The following is a 17,910-nucleotide window of genomic DNA, read 5'->3' as shown; positions in this document are numbered from 1 at the left end:
AGAGATGGGGTTTTTCGCCCGCGGCATCAAGCCATCGTGCTGTTTCCATCACCCTGTCGCGGCGTGGCAAACAGGGCGAGCAAAGTCAGCACGCCCGCCGCCGCCAGGTAATACCCGACATAAGCCAAGCCGTAGTCCCGCGCCAGCCAGGTCGCAATACTCGGCGCCAGCGATGCGCCAAGGATTCCCGCCAGGTTGAATGCCAGCGACGCACCGGTATATCGCACCGCGGTGGGAAACATCTGCGCCAGGATCGTGCCCAGCGGACCGTAGGTCAGGCCCATCGCAGCCAGTCCGATCGCCAGGAAAAGCAGCACGCTGCCGCTGCTTCCCGCTGCGAACAGCGGCGCGAAGCCGATGCCGAACGAGATGATCAGCACGGTCGAAAGAATCATCGCGAGCCGTCCGCCGCGTCGATCCGCAAACCACGCCGACAGCGGAATCGTCGCGGCGAAAAACAGCACGCCGACCATCTGCAACATCAGGAATTGCTCGCGCGAATAACCGAGCTTGCTGGTCGCCCAACTCAGCGCGAATACCGTCATCAGATAGAAAAGCACGAACGTCGCGAGTGCCGCGAAGGTTCCGGCAATCAACGCACGCGGATGCTGCATGATCACCGTCAGCATCGGCAGGCGAACGCGTTCGTGATGCGCCATCGCGCGCGCAAATGCGGGCGTCTCGTGCAGCTTCAGGCGCATCCACAAGCCGATCAGCACCAGCACCGCGCTGGACAGAAACGGCACGCGCCAGCCCCACGCAAAAAACGCGGCATCGCCGATGCCGCGCGTCAGCCACAGGAACAGTCCCGTGGAAATGAAGAAGCCGATCGGCGCGCCGAGCTGCGGAAACATGCCGTACCACGCGCGCTTGCCCGGCGGTGCGTTCTCGATCGCCAACAGCACCGCGCCGCCCCATTCGCCGCCAAGCCCGAGGCCCTGCCCGAAACGACACAGTGCAAGCAGCAGGGGCGCGAACACCCCAATGCTGGCGTAGGTCGGCAGCACGCCGATGGTCACCGTCGAAACGCCCATCGTCAGCAGCGCCGCCACCAGTGTGGCTTTGCGTCCCACGCGATCGCCGAAGTGGCCAAACACCGCCGAGCCGATCGGCCGCGCAAAAAACGCCAGCGCGAATGTCGCCAAGGATTGAAGCGTGGCCGATGCGGGATCGGCCGAAGGAAAAAACAGTTTCGGAAAAACCAGCACCGCCGCCGTGGCGTAGATGTAGAAATCGAAGAATTCGATGGTGGTGCCGATCAGGCTGGCGAAGAGAACGCGACGCGGCGAATTGACCGGCATGGTGTGGGCGACAGGCATCGGTGTTCCCGTATGGCAGATGCAGCGATTCTGCCAGAGCCGGGCGAAGGGGTCGCCCCGACATCCTGTGCGATGACGTCGGACGACTCTGCAAACATGTCGATTCCACCGGTGCTCGTTCGTCATGAGGATGCAAATGCGCAAACCAGAGGAATCCGCACGATGGCCATCCAGTTTTATGGGCACCCTTTCTCGTCATACACACAGAAGGCGCTCATCGCGCTCTACGAAAACGACACGCCGTTCAAGTGGCGCATGCTCACGCACGACGATCCGGCCACGGGTGAGGAGTTCGCACAACGCTGGCCGCTGAAGCGTTTTCCGATCATCGTCGATGGCGACCGCACGGTGATGGAGGCGAGCATCGTCATCGAATATCTCGGCGCGCATCATCCCGCGCCGGTGCGATTGATCCCCGCCGATGCCGACGCGGCGATCGAGGTGCGCATGCTGGATCGCTTCTTCGACAACTACATTTCCGGCTCGTTGCAGAAAATCGTCCTCGACAGCCTGCGGCCTGAAACCGATCGCGACGGTGCCGGTGTTCGCGATGCGCGCGCCATGCTGGACATCGCCTATATCTGGCTGGACGCCGCCATGGCCGGGCGCACATGGGCGTCGGGCGATGACTTCACGCTGGCCGATTGCTCCGCAGCGCCATCGCTTTTCTACGCCGACTGGACGCATCCGATTCCCGACGCGCTCGTCCATCTCAAATCCTATCGTCAACGCCTGCTGGCGCGGCCGTCGTTCGCGCGCGCCGTGGATGAGGCGCGTCCGTATCGTTCGTACTTTCCGCTCGGTGCGCCCGATCGCGACTGAAGCTCACGGCTCTTCCACGCCGCGCGGCCTAGCTTCGGGTGATCTCAGCGGAGTTCGCCATGGTCGCGTGGTATCTGTGGATCAACGCCCTGCTTTACGTCGTCTTCGCGGCGTTGTGCAGCCTGCGGCCCGAAGTCACGTCCGGCTCGATCGGATTTCTTTCGCTCAATCGCGGCGGCCAGTCGGAATTCCTGGCCGTGTACGGTGGGCTCGAACTCGGACTGGCGCTGGTGTTCGCGTGGATGGCCTGGCGGCCCGAACTGCAACGCACGGGACTGGCGATCGCGCTGTTGATCTACGCGCCGACGGTGTTGTTTCGCTGCGTCGGCGTCATGCGCCTGTGGCCGGTGCCGCGCATGACGCTGGCGACCGGCGCGCTGGAAATGGCGCTGCTGCTGATCGGTCTCGCGCTCTGGTTCGCCACGAAACCGACCGCTCATTGAGGCGGTAAATCAACCGACCTTGCGGTGCGGAAGTTTCCAGCCCGGCCGAATGAAATGGCAGGTGTAACCGGTCGGATAATGCTGGAGATAATCCTGATGCTCCGGTTCGGCCTCCCAGAAATCCCCGGCCGGCGATACTTCGGTCACCACCTTGCCCGGCCACAAACCTGAGGCATCGACATCGGCAATGGTGTCTTCGACGACTTTTTCCTGCTCGTCCGACGTGTAGAAAATGGCCGAGCGATACGATTTGCCAAGGTCGTTGCCCTGACGATCCCGCGTCGATGGATCGTGGATCTGGAAAAAGAATTCGAGCAGCATGCGATAGCTGATGACCGATGGATCGAACGTGATTTCGATCCCTTCTGCATGACTGCCATGGTGACGATACGTTGCATTCGGCACGTCGCCGCCGGTGTATCCAACGCGAGTGGAGATCACTCCGGGCTGTCGACGGATCAGATCCTGCACGCCCCAGAAACAGCCCCCGGCCAGTACGGCGCGTTCAGTAGTGGCAGTCATTCGATTTCTCCTGATGGGTTCATCGCGATGGTCTCGCGGCATGTGTTGGCAGCGCGTCGATGAATGTTAGATGCGGCGCCCCTGCCCCGGCTTCAAGCTTTGGCGCAGAATCACAGGCTTCAGGGGGATGTGCAGGTAATGACGAGCATGTGGAAAAAAGCAGCGTTGCTGGGCGCGATGGCATTCCTTTCGCCGATGGCCGCACTTGCGGCAACCGATACCGCCGATATCGTCGCCCGGTCGGACATCGCACTCGGCCAGCCGAACGTGCTGCCGATCCAGGCGGTCGGCCTGGGCAACGGCCGGCTGGGTGCGGCGTTCTGGGCCGCCGACGGGCTGACGTTGCAACTCAATCGCTCGGACACGCTGCCTTACCGACGCTCGCCGGGACAGGTGAGCTTTCCCGACTTGCAACCGCTGATCGCGGATCGCGGTTTCAACGGTCGCGTGAATCTGCACGACGGCGTGCTGGAAGAACACGGCGGCGGCATCACGTTGAAGGCCTGGATCGATCACGCAAGCGATCGTGTCGTGATCGATCTCTCCGGACTGGCGCCGGATTCCACGCAACACATTCGTCTTCACCTGTGGGAGCCGCGCACGCCGGTCGCATCGACGCATGCGGATGTCGCCCTGCTTGCGCAAAGCTGGCTCGATGACAGCCTGCCCGGCGCTTCGGGCCAGCGTTTCGGTTCACTCGCTGCGATAAAGGCGATCGGCCGCGATGCGAAATCGCGCGTCATCGATGCGCGTTCCGTGGAGGTCGCCGTGCGTCCCACGGCCGATGGCCATCTTCGCGTGCTGATCGCCGCGCCTGCATTCAACGGTGATCGACCCGCGGCGGATGTTGCGAATGCAACGCTTGCCACACCCGTCGATCCCGCCGCAGGCGCTTCTTGGTGGCACGCGTTCTGGTCGCGTGCATTGCCGATTCGCGCCGAGTCGAGCGATGGCGTTGCGCGCTACGCCGAAACCCTGCGCACCCTTTTCCTGTTCGCGTCGGCTGCGCACGAAAGCGGCTCCATTCCAGGTTCACAGGGCGGTATGGCCGATCTTTTCTCATCCTCGGGCGACGATCACTTCTGGGATCCGGCGGCGTTCTGGTTCTGGAATCTGCGCATGCAAGTGGGCGCGCATCTCGCGGCCGGCGTGCCGGAACTCAACGCGCCGGTGTTCGCGCTGTATCGCGATCATCTTGATGAGATCCGCCGCTGGACGCAAAAGCATATGGACGGCCATACCGGCATCTGCGTGCCGGAAACCATGCGCTTCAACGGCAATGGCGTGGAATACGAAAGTGACCGCTTTCGTCCGTTCGCCATCGTCACGCACAGTTGCGATCTGGGCTGGTCGGCCAGTTCCAACGCGCGCACCCTGAGCTCGGGCGCCGAAATCGGGTTGTGGGTGTGGCGCACGTATCTGCAAACACGCGATCCGCATTTTCTGCAGGCGAACTATGCGTTGATTGCCGACGCTGCGCGTTTTCTGCTCGACTATCAGAAGCCCGACACGGATGGTCTGCTGCATACCTCGCCTTCGAACGCGCATGAAACGCAGATGGACGTGACTGATCCGACCACCGATCTGGCAGCCATCCATGCGCTCTATCCGGTAGCCATCGCCGCTGCGAACACGCTGCAACGCGACGCGCCGCTTGTCTCGCAACTCGAAGCGGCGTTGCGAAAGACGCCGCCGCTGCCCGTGGTTGCCGCCAGCGCGGTGGCCTCGCCTTCGACCGCGGCCAAGTCCGGAGACACGGTGATCGCATCGAGTTACGTGCCGGCTTCGCCTTATCGCAACGGAGAAAATATCGGGCTGGAAGCCGTATGGCCGTATGAGCTGATCGGCATCGACGATCCGCTGTTCGCCGTCGCCAGACGCACATATGCGTTGCGTCCTTTCGTCTATCAGGCAACGTGGAGTTACGACCCGGTGCAGGCAGCGCAACTCGGGCTTGGCGATGAAGTCGCCAATGCGCTGTTCCAGATCGTGCAGCTTTACCAGGTGTATCCCAACGGCATGTCCGCACTGATCGAAGGGCCGCCGCACGAGTTCTACATCGAACAGGCGGGCATCACCGCGCTCACGCTGTCACAGGTGCTGGCGATAGAAAATGACGACGGATTGATCCGCATCGGCCCGGCGATACCGGCAGGCTGGACCATGGATGGCGCGGTGGCCTTGCGCGACGGCGCATCCGTCGAGGTGCAGGCCGTGGATGGGCGAGTGACTTCGTTCGTGCTGCACGATCCGTCGGGTTCGCCGGTGCGAATCGCGATGCCGTGGGAGGGACGCAAGGTACGCGTGCTGCACCAGGGTCAGCCACCGGAGATCATCGATGGCGGACGCTACGCGTTTCATCCAGCGCCGGGCGATTATCGCTTCGAACCTGTTGGCGAAAGTGCCTCGCCACACTTCGCCAGCGAACCATCGCCGACGATCAAGAGCCTGGGTCGCGCATCGATCGGGCTGGGTTCGCCATGCTGCGCGCCGCCGCCGGGTTACGACATCCTCAAAGACAAACCGTGACCCGCATAGCCTCCTGTTCCCCGTTCCCGCTCTCCACATCGACTCCACTCAAAGCCTCAGCATGTAGAACGCTTCGTCATGGAAACTTCCACCGACGAACAAGGCATCCGGCTCGACGCCGAAACACACGAAGCCCCGCGACTGGTAAAGCGTGCGCGCGGCCACATTGCTTGCAGTGACGCTCAACTTCATCTGTCGCACGCCATCCATCGCGCGCGCATGCACGATCACTGCATCGAGCAGCGCGCCGCCCACACCGTGGCGTCGCAACTCCGATGCCACGACCATGCCGGCAAGGTCGACGCAGTGCATGCGCTTCACGCGCATGGGACGAATGAGTGTGAGCAAACCGACGAGTTGCGAATCGATGAAGGCGCCGAAGTTGCACTTCGATCCATCGGCCAGCGGCGTGATGCGCTCGGCGACGTCTTCCATCGACCGGCTCGATTCATCGGCGGGACTCGAACTGAACGCGGTGGGATTCTCTTCCAGCGCACGCAGACGCAGCTGTTGATACGCAACGGCATCGGTGGGACCGAGCGGTCTGATGATCATGAAGCGGCGTTCTCCGGTCATGGGTTGTCGCAGGCACAGACCGCCACAACCCGCTCACATACTTTGGCATACACTCGGCCGTCGGCGATCGCGATGACATGCCAGATCGTTTGGTCATCGCTGCACATCGCCGCGTCGATTCATTTTTTCGCAGGCTTTCGAAACTGGCGCGAAACCTGCGACAACCGTGACACCAGTGAGGAGGACACTCCATGACTCACGCTTCCCGCACACCGCTTTCCCGCCAGGTCGCTGCCGTGTTTCTGGCCGTGGTGATGGCGGCATCCGCGTTGCCCGCCCATGCGCAGCGTTATAGGCATGGCGGCTATCACCGCCCGCCTCCGCCGCGTTATCACGATCGAAATCGTGGCCACGGCAATGGTCACGGCAACCTCATTGCCGGCGCTTTGCTCGGCGTGATCGCCGGTGCCGCAATCTCCAACGCGTCGCAGCGCCCGCCACCGGACGTGGTCTATTCGAACGCACCGCCACCGCCTCCACCGGGCGTGGTGTATTACGACGACAACAATCCGCCGCCTGACGACGGCTATTGATAGTCACGCCGCGACGCGCCCGTAGCGGCCGTCGTGATCCGGACCACGACATCAGGAGATCCACGATGAAGAACATGCTTCGCAGTGTCATCGCACCCACCGCTCTCGCGCTCGCCATCCTTTCCGGCTCTGCCTTGGCGCAAACCACGGCACCGGCTTCAGCCTCGTCCAGCAGCAGCACCGGCATGAGTCGCCATGCGCAGAAACGCGCCGATGTGGTGGAACAACGCATCGCCGACCTGCATTCCCAGCTGATGATCACCGACCAGCAGTCAAAGCAGTGGGATGCTTTCGCGCAGACCATGCGTGACAACGCCAAAAAAACCGGCCACTCCTTCCACGACCGTTCGCAGAAGCTCGCAACGATGAATGCCGACGAGGCGATGAAATCGTATGCCGCACTCGCGCAGCAGCATGCGGAAAACATGCAGAAGCTTTCGTCCGCGATGAGCGATCTGTACGCGGTGCTTTCGCCAGAGCAGAAAGAAACGGCGGACACGCTGTATCGCAACCAGACGCCGAAGCATCACCACGGCCAGCACGGACATGGCAAATCCGGTGCGCCGGCCAGTGCTTCGTCCAGTGCCACGTCTGGCTGATCGTAGCGAAAGCAGCAAAGTCATCGAAGGGGACGGCATGCCGTCCCCTCTTTTTTTTTCTCATTCAGAATGACGGGCTGCTGCTACGGCGTGGCGAAGCTCGACTGCGCCGGAAACAGCTTGCGGAAAATCTCCGGAGATGCACGCACATAAATGTTGCTGTGTTGCAGATCGGGCCTGGGCACGTAAAACCAGCGCACTTGATGCGGCTCATGGGCGCTCAATGCCGTTGCGAGCGCCTCGCCGGCGTTCGCGATGTCGTCATCGCCGGACGTCGCGAAGTACAACGTCTTCCTGTGCGATGCAGGCCACGCCTTGAGCCTAGCCGGAGTGCTCTTAAGCAGTGACTGGTCGTTCCACCACAGGCTGGGACTCAACGCGACATACGTATCGAACAGGTCAGGCTGCAGCAGGAAGGTCTCGACGACAAACAGGCCCGCCAGTGATTCACCAACGATCGCCGTATGACCGTTGGTGCGATAGCGACGACGCACCTCGGGCATGAGCTCGCTCGCGATAAACGCGCGGAACGCTGCCGAACCACCCACATGCGGCGCGATCTTGCGATCGCTGGCCACGTCGGTCGGACCCGTCATGTCGCGACGCCGCTCGGTGTTCTCGATGCCGATCACGATCATCGGCCGCACCTGGCCGGCGCGGATCGCGGTGTCGAGATCGGTGGCGACATGCGGAAAATCCTCCTGCATGCCGCCATCGGGCATGTACAGCACGGGAAAACGCATCGTCTTCGTCGTGTCGTAGACCGGCGGAACGTAGACATTGATGTGACGTGTTTCGTGGAGCATCGCCGAGGCCATATCGAACGACTGATGCGCTGGCATCGTGGTACCCGCAACCGCGCCGGCACACGCAAAGCCGAATACCTTGGCAACAAGCATCCGCATGCCAACGCTTGTCCTGTATCGAGATATCACATCGTTCTCCCGCGTTTGCGTTCGCGAAACTATTCATTGCCTGGCGCAACTTGTAAACGAATCGCTCCGTATGATCTTTCCAATCGCGACGCGCCCGACCGATCAAGGCAGATTTCCAGCGAAACAGCACGATTCCCATCCTGGCGGTACGCATGGCTTATGCAAAACAAGCATGCATCCATGCTCGTCGGAAGGACCGCTTGAAGGTGCTGGCGGTGACTTTCGATACGGGACGCAACCCTGCGCGGATGGTTCAATGCCTGCAACCTCGAGGGGACAGACCATGATCATTCGACGAACTGTGCTTGTCGCGTTGTGCCTGGCTGGCGTCGGAAGCATCCAGCCCCTGAATGCCGCACCATCCGCGACCGAAGAAGTCGAGGTGCGTGCTGCCGACGCAGCCTACTGGCGCACCTACAACGCGTGTGATCTCAAGGCCATGGCGCCACTGTTGACCGAAGACGCCGAGTTCTATCACGACAAAACCGGTCTCACCGCGACGCGGCGCGGCATAGTCGATTCGATCAAGCGCGGCATCTGCAGCGACCCGAACATGCGGCTGCGTCGCGAGGAAGTTTCCGGCAGCGTGCAGTTCCACGCGATGGCCGGCGGCTACGCATTGGAAACCGGCGTGCATCGTTTTTACGTCAGGCAGAAAGGCAAGAATGAGTATCTCGATGGCCAGGCCAACTTCACCGTGGTGTGGAAACACGTCAGCGAGCAATGGCAGATGCATCGCATCCTGAGCTACGACCACGGCCCTGCGCCGTACCAGCCGCCGCATCCCGCACTGACATTGTCCGCCGCACAGCTCGCCACGTTCACCGGCCGCTACACCACACCCAAGGATGGCGACATCGTAGTCACAGTGGAAGGCGATCATCTGCGCCTGAAAGCCAGTCACGTCAGCGTGTCGCTCTATCCGAGCGCAGCCACGACATTCTTTGCCTTGGAACGCGATCTGCAATTCGACTTCACCGACCGGAATCGCGTACTTACCGTGATCGAGAAAGGCGGGCCAGTGGCGGTGGCGAAACGGGTTCCATAGAAGGCCGGATCCAACGACGTTTTTTCTAACATCGAAACGTGAGTCCTCCTTACAGCGTCTTGATCCTGATATTCCGGAACCACAACCGGATCGGCGCTTCACCCTTGTCCTCGTTGCCTTGCAGTGAGATGTGACCCTTGCCGTAGGCGGCGAAGCCCGGCCATTGCTTGAACTTGGTATGGGAGACGAGTTTTTTCCAGGCGTCGTCGCCGATCTGCGTCTCCACGACTTTGTGCCCGTTCTGGAAGAACTGCAGATGACCTCTCTTTGAAATGATTTCGAACTGGTTCCACTGGCCGGCTTCGTTCACCCACTCGACGTCGGACGAGATCAGGTCAAACAGGTCGCCGGATCGCTCGTAGAGCACGCGGCTGTCAGGCTTGGTGCAAGCCAGGTCGGCGATCTGCATTTCCGCGCCGGTCTCGTAGGTTTCGTGGTACTTCGGCGATTCGTGCACGTGAAACATCACGCCGCTGTCCGCACACGGACTCATTTTCCAGTCGAGCTTCAAGTCGAAATCGGCGTACTCGCCGTCGGTGACCAGATCCTCGAAATCCTTTTCGTCGCCACCGCGATTTTTTTCCATCAGGATCGCGCCGTCCTGCACTTTCCAGTCCTTCGCCGGCGCGCTCTGCAGGTATGAATGCCAGCCGCGCAGGCTGCTGCCATCGAACAGAAGTTTCCAGCCGTCGGCGCGCTCGCTGGCGCTCAACGTGTTGGGCTGCTGCGTGGGTTCGTCGGCGGCAAACGTGCCGGTCGCGATCATCAAAGTCGCCAGTGTGGAAAACCAGATCGAACGCATGTCTGTCGCTCCTCGCTTGTTGCCGTCATGGAAGGAAGGCCGACCAGTGCAACGCTGGCCGGCATCACCGAACAGTACACGTGACACGGCGCTTGAATCCATTTGCACCGCCGGCTCGTACATGGTGTAACCCCGACGCCGCCGGAACATGCGTGCGAAACTGCGCAACACCAGAGACTTCGCATGAACGTGCGCCACCGCCACCCCTCGCGCACGCCCATGTTCCCGCGAGCACTCGCGTGCGCGGCGTTGTTCATCGCCGCTCATGCACATGCTTCGACGAATGACATAGCCTCGACCGACGCGCCAGCCAGCGCTGCATCCGCCAGCACGCTTGCCGCGGTGCAGGTCGACGGCCACTACAACAACGGCGTGGGAACGTCGAACGCCGCATCGCAAGGCGTGATCATGGGCACGCTGCTGCAGGACATCCCGATCCTGCGACCGGGAGAAGTACTTGAAGCGATCCCGGGGCTGGTGGTCACCCAGCACTCCGGCGAAGGCAAGGCGAACCAGTATTTTTTGCGCGGCTACAACCTCGATCACGGCACCGACTTCACCAGCAGTGTCGATGGCGTGCAGGTCAACATGCCGACCAACGGCCACGGTCAGGGCTATAGCGACATCAATTTCCTGATTCCCGAACTGGTCGACCACATCGACTATCGCAAGGGTCCGTACTTCGCACAGACCGGCGACTTCTCTTCGGCTGGCTCTGCCGACGTGCAATATCGCGACGCTTTTTCCGCGCCCTTGCTCAACCTCACGATCGGTTCGGATGGCTACAAGCGCGGGCTGTTTGCCGGCTCGTTGCCGTTATCCCACGCCGAAAAAGGCCCGGTACTTCTCATGGCGTTTGAAGCGATGAAGGAAGACGGACCGTGGCAACATCCCGACGACATGCACAAGCTCAACGGCTTGTTGCGCCTGAGCGGCGGCGATGCACAACGTGGCTGGTCGGTCGATGCGCTCGCTTACGCCGCACACTGGAATTCCACCGACCAGGTGCCGCTGTCGCTGATCCAGTCCGGCGCGTTGTGTCGTTTCTGCGCGCTGGATCCCACTGATGGCGGGCGTACCGCACGCGAAATACTTTCCGGCGAATTCCACCACAGCGACGACTCGGGTTATCTGCGCGCCTCCGCATTCGCCGAACATTATCGACTGCAGCTGTGGTCCGACTTCACTTACTTCGAAGACGATCCCGTGCACGGCGACCAGTTCAACCAGCGCGATGCGCGCAACATCTTTGGCAGCAAGGTCGCCAAGGGCTGGACGCATACGTTGTTCGGCAAGGACTCGGTCACCGAAGTCGGCGCGCAGATACGTCACGACCAGATACACGTCTCATTGCTCGACTCGCAGGCGCGCGTGGCCTTCCATACCGTAAGCAGCGACTTGGTGAGCGAAACCGAAGCTGGCGTCTACATTGAAAACACCACGATCTGGTCGAGCTGGTTCCGCAGTCTGGTTGGCGTGCGCGGCGATGCGATCGATCTGGGTCTGCGCTCCAATGTCTATGCGCCGAACAACGGCAGCGTGTCGGATAACCGCGTCTCGCCCAAGCTGTCGATGATCTTCGGCCCATGGGACAGCACCGAATTCTTTTTCAATATCGGCAACGGCTTCCACAGCAACGATGCGCGCGGTGTGGTGAATCAGTTCGATGCCGTCACCGGCCAGCCGATAACGCGCGCTCCCGCGCTGGTCGGCAGCTTCGGCAAAGAGATCGGCGTGCGCACGGAAATCGTGCCCGGCCTGCAGAGTTCGCTCGCGCTGTGGCGCCTCGATAGTTCATCCGAACTTGTCTACGGCGCGGATGCCGGCGGCACCGAGATCAATGGCGCCAGCAAGCGTTACGGCGTCGAGTGGAACAACCACATGATCATCAACGAGTGGCTGCTGTTCGACGCGGACCTCGCCTGGACTCACGCACGCTATGCGCATGAAAACGAAAACGACGCCATCGGCGATCGGATTCCGAATGCAGTGGGCAAGGTCGCCTCCGTCGGATTGACGGCGCACCACATGGGCCCATGGTCGGCTGACGTGAAGATGCTCTACATCGGCGGCTATCCGCTGTCGCAGGATGGAAACCTGCGCGCGCCCTCGTCGATTGTCACCAACCTGCGCGTACAGCGCGAGATCAATCCTCATCTGTCCCTATCGCTCGATGTTCTCAATGCATTCGACCGCAAGTACTTCGACATCGCCTACGAACAGGATTACCAGGTGTCGCCGACCAGCCCGCTCGTCCCCGATGGCATCACCGTGCATCCCGGTGAGCCGCGCGAAGTACGCCTCACGGTCAGCTTGAAAATGTAGCCGTTCCGTACAGGCGTGAACGGCAGCGAATCACAGCTCGAAGTTTTTCAACCCGTGGCGCGCAAGCATTTCCTCAAGCTGGCCTCTGATCCATTCGTGGTCTGACTCGCTCGCTTCCAGCATGAGCAGTCGCACGGAAGCGCGCAGCGTCGTACGAAAATCGGCTTCGTCCGGGTGGTACTTCGCCGCGCTGGCGATAGCCGTATCGAGGCTTGCCAGCATGCGCTTCAGATTGTCGCGGTCGGGAATCATGTTCGATATCAGCGAGGTCATCCGCGCGAAATGTTCGCGGGCACCGTCACAGGTTAGGCTTGGCCGACGAATCGAGCAATGCGTCCGGTGTCGCAATGGCTACGTATCTCCACACGCTTCCAATCCGCGGAGCGGAAATTTCCGGAGAAACATTCATGAAAATCAACCTGCGTACTCTTGCAGTCGCCGTTTCATTCGCGATGGCGACCGTCGCTGTCGTGCCGATGGCGATGGCGTCGCCAGGCGATTCGATGGGCATGATGCACAAGGATCCGATGGTCGGCGGCGCCACGATGTATGCCTCCAAGAACATCGTGCAAAACGCTTCCCAATCGAAGGATCACACCACGCTGGTCGCTGCGGTAAAAGCTGCAGGCCTGGTTGAGACGCTCTCGGGCCCCGGCCCCTTCACTGTTTTTGCGCCGACCAATGAAGCCTTTGCTGCGCTCCCCGCGGGCACCGTCGATAATCTGATCAAGCCGGAGAACAAGGCCACCCTCACGAAAATCCTCACGTATCACGTGGTGGCCGGCAAGATGACGTCGCACGATCTTGAAAAGGCTGCGATGGCCGGTGGCGGAAAGGCCGTGTTGAAGACGGTTGAAGGTGACTCGATCACCGTCGCCAAAACCGGTGGCGCGTGGACCGTGACAGACGACAAGGGCCATGTCGCCAACATCACGATTGCCGACGTCCATCAGTCGAACGGCGTGATCTTCGTGATCGACAAAGTGCTGATGCCGTAACCCTCATCACCTTTGAGGATTAGAGAACGCCTGGCTACGCCTGGCGTTTTTTTTGCCACCGGAATCACTCGGTCCGTGACAGGATTCGTGATGGCTCCGCCGCACGCCGACACCACGACTGCCACCCGTTATCACAATGAGCAGTGCCTGCGTGACCGTCGCCATCTACGGTGACACCGCATCGGACGTCCAATCCACCGTCGTCGCCACGCGCACCGTGCGCTGGGGAATCTCCAACGTGGCGATGGACTGCGTTGCGTCCCAGGACCAGTGATCGAAAACCCGGCCATCGAGCTCCACCGCACGCGGTTTGCTCGACGAGTGGATGCGCAATGCATACGCACGCTGCTGCACCTGCCCATCGAACGTGCCTTTGGCTGCGCCGATGATCAGGCGATGCGAACCATCAGGCTGCGGGCCGACATCCATCGGCGTCAACGTATAGGCATTGTTTGCATAGGCCAGCGAGACGCCATCGTCCTCGTAGAGATCGAAGTGGCCCTTGCCGTTGCCGTAAACGTCGAGGATCAAGCGGTCCAGCGGCTTCGCGTCGGAGTACGCGCTTGGCGGTTGCTCCGGCACGATGGCGCCATCGCGCGCGAATACCGGCGTCTCGTCCACTGCGTAGTGCGCGTTGAACGTGCTGCCGCCGTCATATGCCTTGCCGGTGAAGAAATCGAACCACTTGCCGGGCGGCAGATAAATCGTGACGTTGCCGCCTGGATCGAGTACCGGCGCGACGAGCATCTGATCACCATAGAAGTATTCGTGTGGGTGTTCGTACGCTTCATCGTTTTTCGGATCGATCAGGTACAGCGGCCGCATGATCGGCATCGACGCCGCATGCGCCTGCCAACTGGCGCTGTAGAGATACGGAATCAATTGCGTGCGCAAGGTGAAATATTTCTTCATCAGCGCGATGCCCGGTTTGCCGTAAAGCCACGGCATGCGCGTGTTGCCTTCGCGCGGGTTGGCGTGCGCGCTGTGCATGCGCAGGATCGGGCTGAAAGTGCCGAACTCGATCCAGCGCGCGTACAGATCGAAGTCGATCTTCGCGCCGTGGAAACCGCCGATGTCGTGGCTCACGTACGGCACCAGCACGTTGCCGGCGCGCGTGGTGTACGCCACTTCGTAAGCGAGCACCGGCCACTCCGAATAGGTGTCGCCGGTGAAATATGCCGGGTAGCGTTCGCTGCCCCAGTCGCCGTAGCGGCTGAGGATGAAACCGCGCTTGCCGGTGGCCTGTTCGGTGGCGTCGTAGAACACCTTGTTGGTCCACAACTGCTTGTTGAGTCCGGGCATGTCCACCGCACCGCTGCCGCCATCGACCCACCAGAACGCCATGCCCTGGTCGAGCAGTGGCTTGTGCAATGCCTGCATGGAAATGTCGGCCTGGCGCTTGTCCGACAGGTCGAAATAAATGCGCGGCGGCGGCTTCACGTCACGCAACGCGACGGTGGTGCCGAGCAAGCCGCTTCCCCACTTGCTGCCCACCACGCGCAGCACGATGGTGTTGTCGCGCCCGGCCTGCACATGCGGCGCGACATCCGCATAGGTCACGCGTTGCGGCCATTGCACTTCGCTGTGCGGAATTTCGCGACCGTTGACGTACAGCCGATACGACGACGCCACTTCGCCGAACACCAGATAGAGGGCATCAGGAAGCTGCGCCGGCAATCGAACCGACGTGCGATACCACGCGATGCCGAGATGCTTGCCGCGGCCTTGCGCTTCCCATGATTCGCCGGCCTTGATTGTCGTCCAGTGCGCGTGGCTGTCCTTGGCAAACCATTCGTGCGTCACGCCCTGATCTTTCGGGTCCGACGCAAATTGCCAGCGGTTCGGAATATTTTTCTCGAACGACGGTGCGCGCGGCAGCGGCTGACCCAGCGCTTCGAGCGCCGCAGGTGCGTGGCTGTCCTGATAGGCGACGATGCTCTCTTCGGTATTGGCGTAACCGGGGTGATCGTTGAGGCTGAGCTTGATGCCCTGCCCGTGCAGCCAGTCGATCAACTCTTTCGGATGCGGCACCAGCGGACTCCAGTCGAAGCCGCCGTCCCAACCGTAGTTGTGCCACGCGAAATCCAGCACGAGCCCGTCGAACGGAATGTCCTCGCTGCGCAGCCGCGATATCTCTTCCTTCAAGTGCTGCGTGTTGTAACGCTGGAACACAGGTTCGCGTGCTTCGGCCGAATCGGGGAAATATTCGAAATTGAAATCGGTGATCCACGCGCCCAACGTGTAGCGCGGGATCATCGGCACCGGACCGCACAATGCCGCGTATGTTTTCAACACGTTCTGGTAATCGTCGCCGTAGGTGAACAGGTACCAGTCCTGACCGCCCTTCTGCTGGCGCGGTTCGATCCATGCTTTGTGCGCGTTCCACAACGGCGTCGTGCTGTCGTCGATCAGCGCGTAGCCGTTGCGACTCAGCAGCCCGGGCTTGGCCGGCGGCAGCAATACCTCGATACCGGGAATCATGTCGTTGACCGGGCTCTGCAGATCCTTGCCGTCTTTCGGCAGGTTCGGCGCGCTGATGTTGTCCAGCGAATAGGTGAGCCCACCAAGATTGCGCGCATCGACATCGCCCGGGTGCCAATCGTGCACGGCGCCGCCGGCCGGGCCGTTCCAGCTGACGATGAGGTTGCTGGCGCTGAACGGACCGGAGTGAAGTTTGTAGCGAAGCGTCATTGCGCCGGTCTTCGCCACCATCCAGCCGTCCGACTGCGTCGATTGCACGTTCACCGCCGGCCAGTTTCGTTTCTGCACCACTGCGGTGGGCGCGTCGACGAACTTGCCGCCCAACGAATATTCCATGCGCACCAGCGACGGCGTGAGAAATTCGAAGCGCGCTTCACCAGCCACCACGGTGGGTCGCGTTTGCGTACTCACACACGATGCGAGCAGCATGAAAAACCCGATCGTCGACAGCCGGAACAACCACGGTAAAAACCTGCGAACGGGACGTGTCATGCGGCGTGTTCCTGTGACGAGACGAGCGATGGACGCGGGAGCGCTTTCTCGCCTCCACTTTGGGAGAATAGACCGGTTCTCTCCTTCAACCGACTTGCACGATCCATCGGGGATGCTTGCCATTTCTTCCGCCATCCATGCTCGCCATTCCATCATGCCCGCCGTGACGCGCTCGTTGCGCGAAGCGGTGGTGACGATGCTCGCCGTGCTGGCGACGCTGGCGTGCGCGATGGCCATCGATCCGGAACCGGGCCCGGCGGTGCTGTCGGTGGTGCTGTGCCTTTCCTTCTCGCGCAGCCATCTGGATCGCGACCTTCGCGGACGGCTGGAAGCCGCGGTAGCCCTGCCTGTCGTAGGTCTGGTGGCTGCGGGCGTCGGCATGCTGCTGCATCGCGCGCCGTGGGTCGGCGCACTGGTATTCGTCGCCGGCATGTTCGTGTCGATATGGCTGCGCCGTTTCGGTCCGATGGCGCGACGCGCGGGTTCGCTGATCGCGTTGCCGTTCGTCGTGATCCTCACCACCCCCTACATTCCGTCACGTCACGCTGGCCACTGGCTGGCGCTCGTGCTGCCGATCATCGTGTCGCTGCTGGCGCTGGTTTGGGTCATGGCATTCCAGACGTTGGCGCGAAGCGTGCACTGGTTGCCACCGCGGGTGGCGCACATGCCACAGGCGCGGGCTGCATTGCCTGCGGCCGGTTCGATGCGGCCCGTACCGAGCACGCGTATGGCCGTCCAGATGGCTGTCGCGCTTGGCGTGGCTTTTGTGGTCGGTTACGTGTTTTTCGCGGAACGCTGGGCCTGGATCGTGCTCACCGCGTTCATCGTCAACAGCGGCAACCGCGGTCGCCTCGATGTCGCCTACAAGAGCGTGCTGCGCGTACTGGGCGCGGCGGCCGGCACGATCATGGCGCTGCTGTTTACCTTGCATCTGGGCGGACACGACACCGGCACCGTGGCGCTGATTCTTGCCGCGGTATTCATGGGCCTGTGGCTGCGCCCGCTCGGTTATGCGTGGTGGGCGTTGTTCGTCACGCTGGCGCTTGCGTTGCTGCAGGGTTTCGAAGGTTCATCCGCACAACACATTCTGTGGCCGCGGCTGGAGGAGATCGTGATCGGCGCGATCATTGGCGTCGCCTCCGCGTGGTTCGTATTGCCGGTTCGGTCCACCGCGATGTTGCGGCGACGCATTGCCGATACGTTGGCGATACTCGCCGACGCGCTCGATCCGTCCACGCCCGCGCGTGCATCGCACGATTACATGGCAGCCATCGATCATGTGCAGCAGGTGGCACCTGCGTTCCGCGCAAGCCGATGGGCGACACGGTATTTTCGCGAGCTACAACCTGCCGATTGGGTGGACACGCTCGCCGTTTGTCGCGATCCCGGCGTCGCGCTGATGGAACGCGGCGAAGCGCCCGGACCCGTGCGCCGGGCCGTGGGTGCCGCACGCAAGGCGACGCGCGAACCGGTCGAACTGCTTGTG

The 17,910-nt window shown here is 61.7% G+C and carries 15 protein-coding genes and 1 pseudogene; 9 read left to right on the top strand and 7 right to left on the bottom strand.

From position 1 onward, the window contains the following. Positions 1–26: 26 nt before the first annotated feature. The gene (locus GSQ73_RS06800; RefSeq protein ID WP_216844737.1) at positions 27–1,319 is read right to left on the bottom strand and encodes an MFS transporter; all 1,293 of its coding nucleotides are present in this window, start codon (positions 1,317–1,319) and stop codon (positions 27–29) included. A gap of 162 nt (positions 1,320–1,481) precedes the next feature. Here GSQ73_RS06800 and GSQ73_RS06795 point away from each other — a divergent pair, with 162 nt between their 5' ends. Together GSQ73_RS06795 and GSQ73_RS06790 are read left to right on the top strand one after the other, a co-directional pair. Then, positions 1,482–2,141 carry a glutathione S-transferase family protein gene (locus tag GSQ73_RS06795; RefSeq protein ID WP_158882330.1) on the top strand — a complete coding sequence of 220 codons (660 nt, stop codon included), beginning with the start codon at positions 1,482–1,484 and terminating at the stop codon, positions 2,139–2,141. Between the two features lie 59 nt (positions 2,142–2,200). Further along, positions 2,201–2,584: a DUF4345 domain-containing protein gene (locus GSQ73_RS06790; RefSeq protein ID WP_158882328.1), complete on the top strand. Its 384-nt coding sequence runs from the start codon at positions 2,201–2,203 to the stop codon at positions 2,582–2,584. A gap of 9 nt (positions 2,585–2,593) precedes the next feature. Here GSQ73_RS06790 and msrA read toward each other — a convergent pair whose 3' ends face one another. Then, positions 2,594–3,106 (bottom strand): peptide-methionine (S)-S-oxide reductase MsrA, encoded by a 513-nt coding sequence (msrA, locus tag GSQ73_RS06785; protein WP_158882326.1) that lies wholly within the window; start codon positions 3,104–3,106, stop codon positions 2,594–2,596. Positions 3,107–3,253: 147 nt separating this feature from the next. Between msrA and GSQ73_RS06780 the strand changes: the two genes are divergently transcribed. Beyond that, positions 3,254–5,635: a glycoside hydrolase gene (locus GSQ73_RS06780; protein ID WP_158882324.1), complete on the top strand. Its 2,382-nt coding sequence runs from the start codon at positions 3,254–3,256 to the stop codon at positions 5,633–5,635. 48 nt (positions 5,636–5,683) lie between these two features. Here the strand turns inward: GSQ73_RS06780 and GSQ73_RS06775 are convergent, their stop codons facing one another. After that, the gene (locus tag GSQ73_RS06775; protein WP_158882322.1) at positions 5,684–6,190 is read right to left on the bottom strand and encodes a GNAT family N-acetyltransferase; all 507 of its coding nucleotides are present in this window, start codon (positions 6,188–6,190) and stop codon (positions 5,684–5,686) included. A 212-nt stretch (positions 6,191–6,402) separates the two neighbouring features. Between GSQ73_RS06775 and GSQ73_RS06770 the strand changes: the two genes are divergently transcribed. Together GSQ73_RS06770 and GSQ73_RS06765 are read left to right on the top strand one after the other, a co-directional pair. Then, positions 6,403–6,744 carry a hypothetical protein gene (locus GSQ73_RS06770; RefSeq protein WP_158882320.1) on the top strand — a complete coding sequence of 114 codons (342 nt, stop codon included), beginning with the start codon at positions 6,403–6,405 and terminating at the stop codon, positions 6,742–6,744. Between the two features lie 65 nt (positions 6,745–6,809). Then, positions 6,810–7,343, top strand: a complete 534-nt coding sequence (locus GSQ73_RS06765; protein WP_158882318.1) for a Spy/CpxP family protein refolding chaperone — start codon at positions 6,810–6,812, stop codon at positions 7,341–7,343. A gap of 83 nt (positions 7,344–7,426) precedes the next feature. On the opposite strand, the gene GSQ73_RS06760 is transcribed toward GSQ73_RS06765, so the two are convergent. Then, on the bottom strand, positions 7,427–8,248 hold the full coding sequence (locus tag GSQ73_RS06760; protein WP_158882316.1) for an alpha/beta hydrolase-fold protein: 822 nt from the start codon (positions 8,246–8,248) through the stop codon (positions 7,427–7,429). Between the two features lie 313 nt (positions 8,249–8,561). Between GSQ73_RS06760 and GSQ73_RS06755 the strand changes: the two genes are divergently transcribed. Next, complete coding sequence (locus GSQ73_RS06755; protein WP_158882314.1) at positions 8,562–9,326, top strand: DUF4440 domain-containing protein; 765 nt, start codon at positions 8,562–8,564, stop codon at positions 9,324–9,326. Between the two features lie 49 nt (positions 9,327–9,375). Here the strand turns inward: GSQ73_RS06755 and GSQ73_RS06750 are convergent, their stop codons facing one another. Continuing rightward, a complete protein-coding gene (locus GSQ73_RS06750; protein ID WP_158882312.1) occupies positions 9,376–10,128 on the bottom strand; it encodes a DUF1080 domain-containing protein in 753 nt (250 codons plus the stop codon). Between the two features lie 183 nt (positions 10,129–10,311). Here GSQ73_RS06750 and GSQ73_RS06745 point away from each other — a divergent pair, with 183 nt between their 5' ends. Next, a complete protein-coding gene (locus GSQ73_RS06745) occupies positions 10,312–12,453 on the top strand; it encodes a TonB-dependent receptor (protein WP_158882310.1) in 2,142 nt (713 codons plus the stop codon). A gap of 30 nt (positions 12,454–12,483) precedes the next feature. Here GSQ73_RS06745 and GSQ73_RS06740 read toward each other — a convergent pair whose 3' ends face one another. Further along, positions 12,484–12,705, bottom strand: a complete 222-nt coding sequence (locus GSQ73_RS06740) for a hypothetical protein (protein ID WP_158882308.1) — start codon at positions 12,703–12,705, stop codon at positions 12,484–12,486. A 155-nt stretch (positions 12,706–12,860) separates the two neighbouring features. Here GSQ73_RS06740 and GSQ73_RS06735 point away from each other — a divergent pair, with 155 nt between their 5' ends. After that, positions 12,861–13,451: a fasciclin domain-containing protein gene (locus GSQ73_RS06735; protein WP_158882306.1), complete on the top strand. Its 591-nt coding sequence runs from the start codon at positions 12,861–12,863 to the stop codon at positions 13,449–13,451. Between the two features lie 165 nt (positions 13,452–13,616). On the opposite strand, the gene GSQ73_RS06730 is transcribed toward GSQ73_RS06735, so the two are convergent. Beyond that, a complete protein-coding gene (locus GSQ73_RS06730; RefSeq protein ID WP_158882304.1) occupies positions 13,617–16,424 on the bottom strand; it encodes a TIM-barrel domain-containing protein in 2,808 nt (935 codons plus the stop codon). On the opposite strand from GSQ73_RS06730, the pseudogene GSQ73_RS18145 reads away from it, so the two are divergent. Further along, a pseudogene (locus GSQ73_RS18145) lies at positions 16,360–17,550 on the top strand (FUSC family protein); the annotation flags it as partial. The gene GSQ73_RS06730 and the pseudogene GSQ73_RS18145 overlap by 65 nt on opposite strands. Positions 17,551–17,910: the final 360 nt, after the last annotated feature.

Source organism: Rhodanobacter sp. L36 (assembly GCF_009765755.1).
GTDB lineage: Bacteria > Pseudomonadota > Gammaproteobacteria > Xanthomonadales > Rhodanobacteraceae > Rhodanobacter.
The sequence above is the reverse complement of the archived record's forward strand: the minus strand, read 5'-3'. Positions and strand labels throughout refer to the sequence as shown.

Bases quoted from the DNA above. Each gene is read 5' to 3' on its own strand.
- GSQ73_RS06800 (WP_216844737.1), bottom strand. From the start codon at position 1,319: ATGCCTGTCGCCCACACCATGCCGGTCAATTCGCCGCGTCGCGTTCTC.
- GSQ73_RS06795 (WP_158882330.1), top strand. From the start codon at position 1,482: ATGGCCATCCAGTTTTATGGGCACCCTTTCTCGTCATACACACAGAAG.
- GSQ73_RS06790 (WP_158882328.1), top strand. From the start codon at position 2,201: ATGGTCGCGTGGTATCTGTGGATCAACGCCCTGCTTTACGTCGTCTTC.
- msrA (WP_158882326.1), bottom strand. From the start codon at position 3,106: ATGACTGCCACTACTGAACGCGCCGTACTGGCCGGGGGCTGTTTCTGG.
- GSQ73_RS06780 (WP_158882324.1), top strand. From the start codon at position 3,254: ATGTGGAAAAAAGCAGCGTTGCTGGGCGCGATGGCATTCCTTTCGCCG.
- GSQ73_RS06775 (WP_158882322.1), bottom strand. From the start codon at position 6,190: ATGATCATCAGACCGCTCGGTCCCACCGATGCCGTTGCGTATCAACAG.
- GSQ73_RS06770 (WP_158882320.1), top strand. From the start codon at position 6,403: ATGACTCACGCTTCCCGCACACCGCTTTCCCGCCAGGTCGCTGCCGTG.
- GSQ73_RS06765 (WP_158882318.1), top strand. From the start codon at position 6,810: ATGAAGAACATGCTTCGCAGTGTCATCGCACCCACCGCTCTCGCGCTC.
- GSQ73_RS06760 (WP_158882316.1), bottom strand. From the start codon at position 8,248: ATGCGGATGCTTGTTGCCAAGGTATTCGGCTTTGCGTGTGCCGGCGCG.
- GSQ73_RS06755 (WP_158882314.1), top strand. From the start codon at position 8,562: ATGATCATTCGACGAACTGTGCTTGTCGCGTTGTGCCTGGCTGGCGTC.
- GSQ73_RS06750 (WP_158882312.1), bottom strand. From the start codon at position 10,128: ATGCGTTCGATCTGGTTTTCCACACTGGCGACTTTGATGATCGCGACC.
- GSQ73_RS06745 (WP_158882310.1), top strand. From the start codon at position 10,312: ATGAACGTGCGCCACCGCCACCCCTCGCGCACGCCCATGTTCCCGCGA.
- GSQ73_RS06740 (WP_158882308.1), bottom strand. From the start codon at position 12,705: ATGATTCCCGACCGCGACAATCTGAAGCGCATGCTGGCAAGCCTCGAT.
- GSQ73_RS06735 (WP_158882306.1), top strand. From the start codon at position 12,861: ATGAAAATCAACCTGCGTACTCTTGCAGTCGCCGTTTCATTCGCGATG.
- GSQ73_RS06730 (WP_158882304.1), bottom strand. From the start codon at position 16,424: ATGACACGTCCCGTTCGCAGGTTTTTACCGTGGTTGTTCCGGCTGTCG.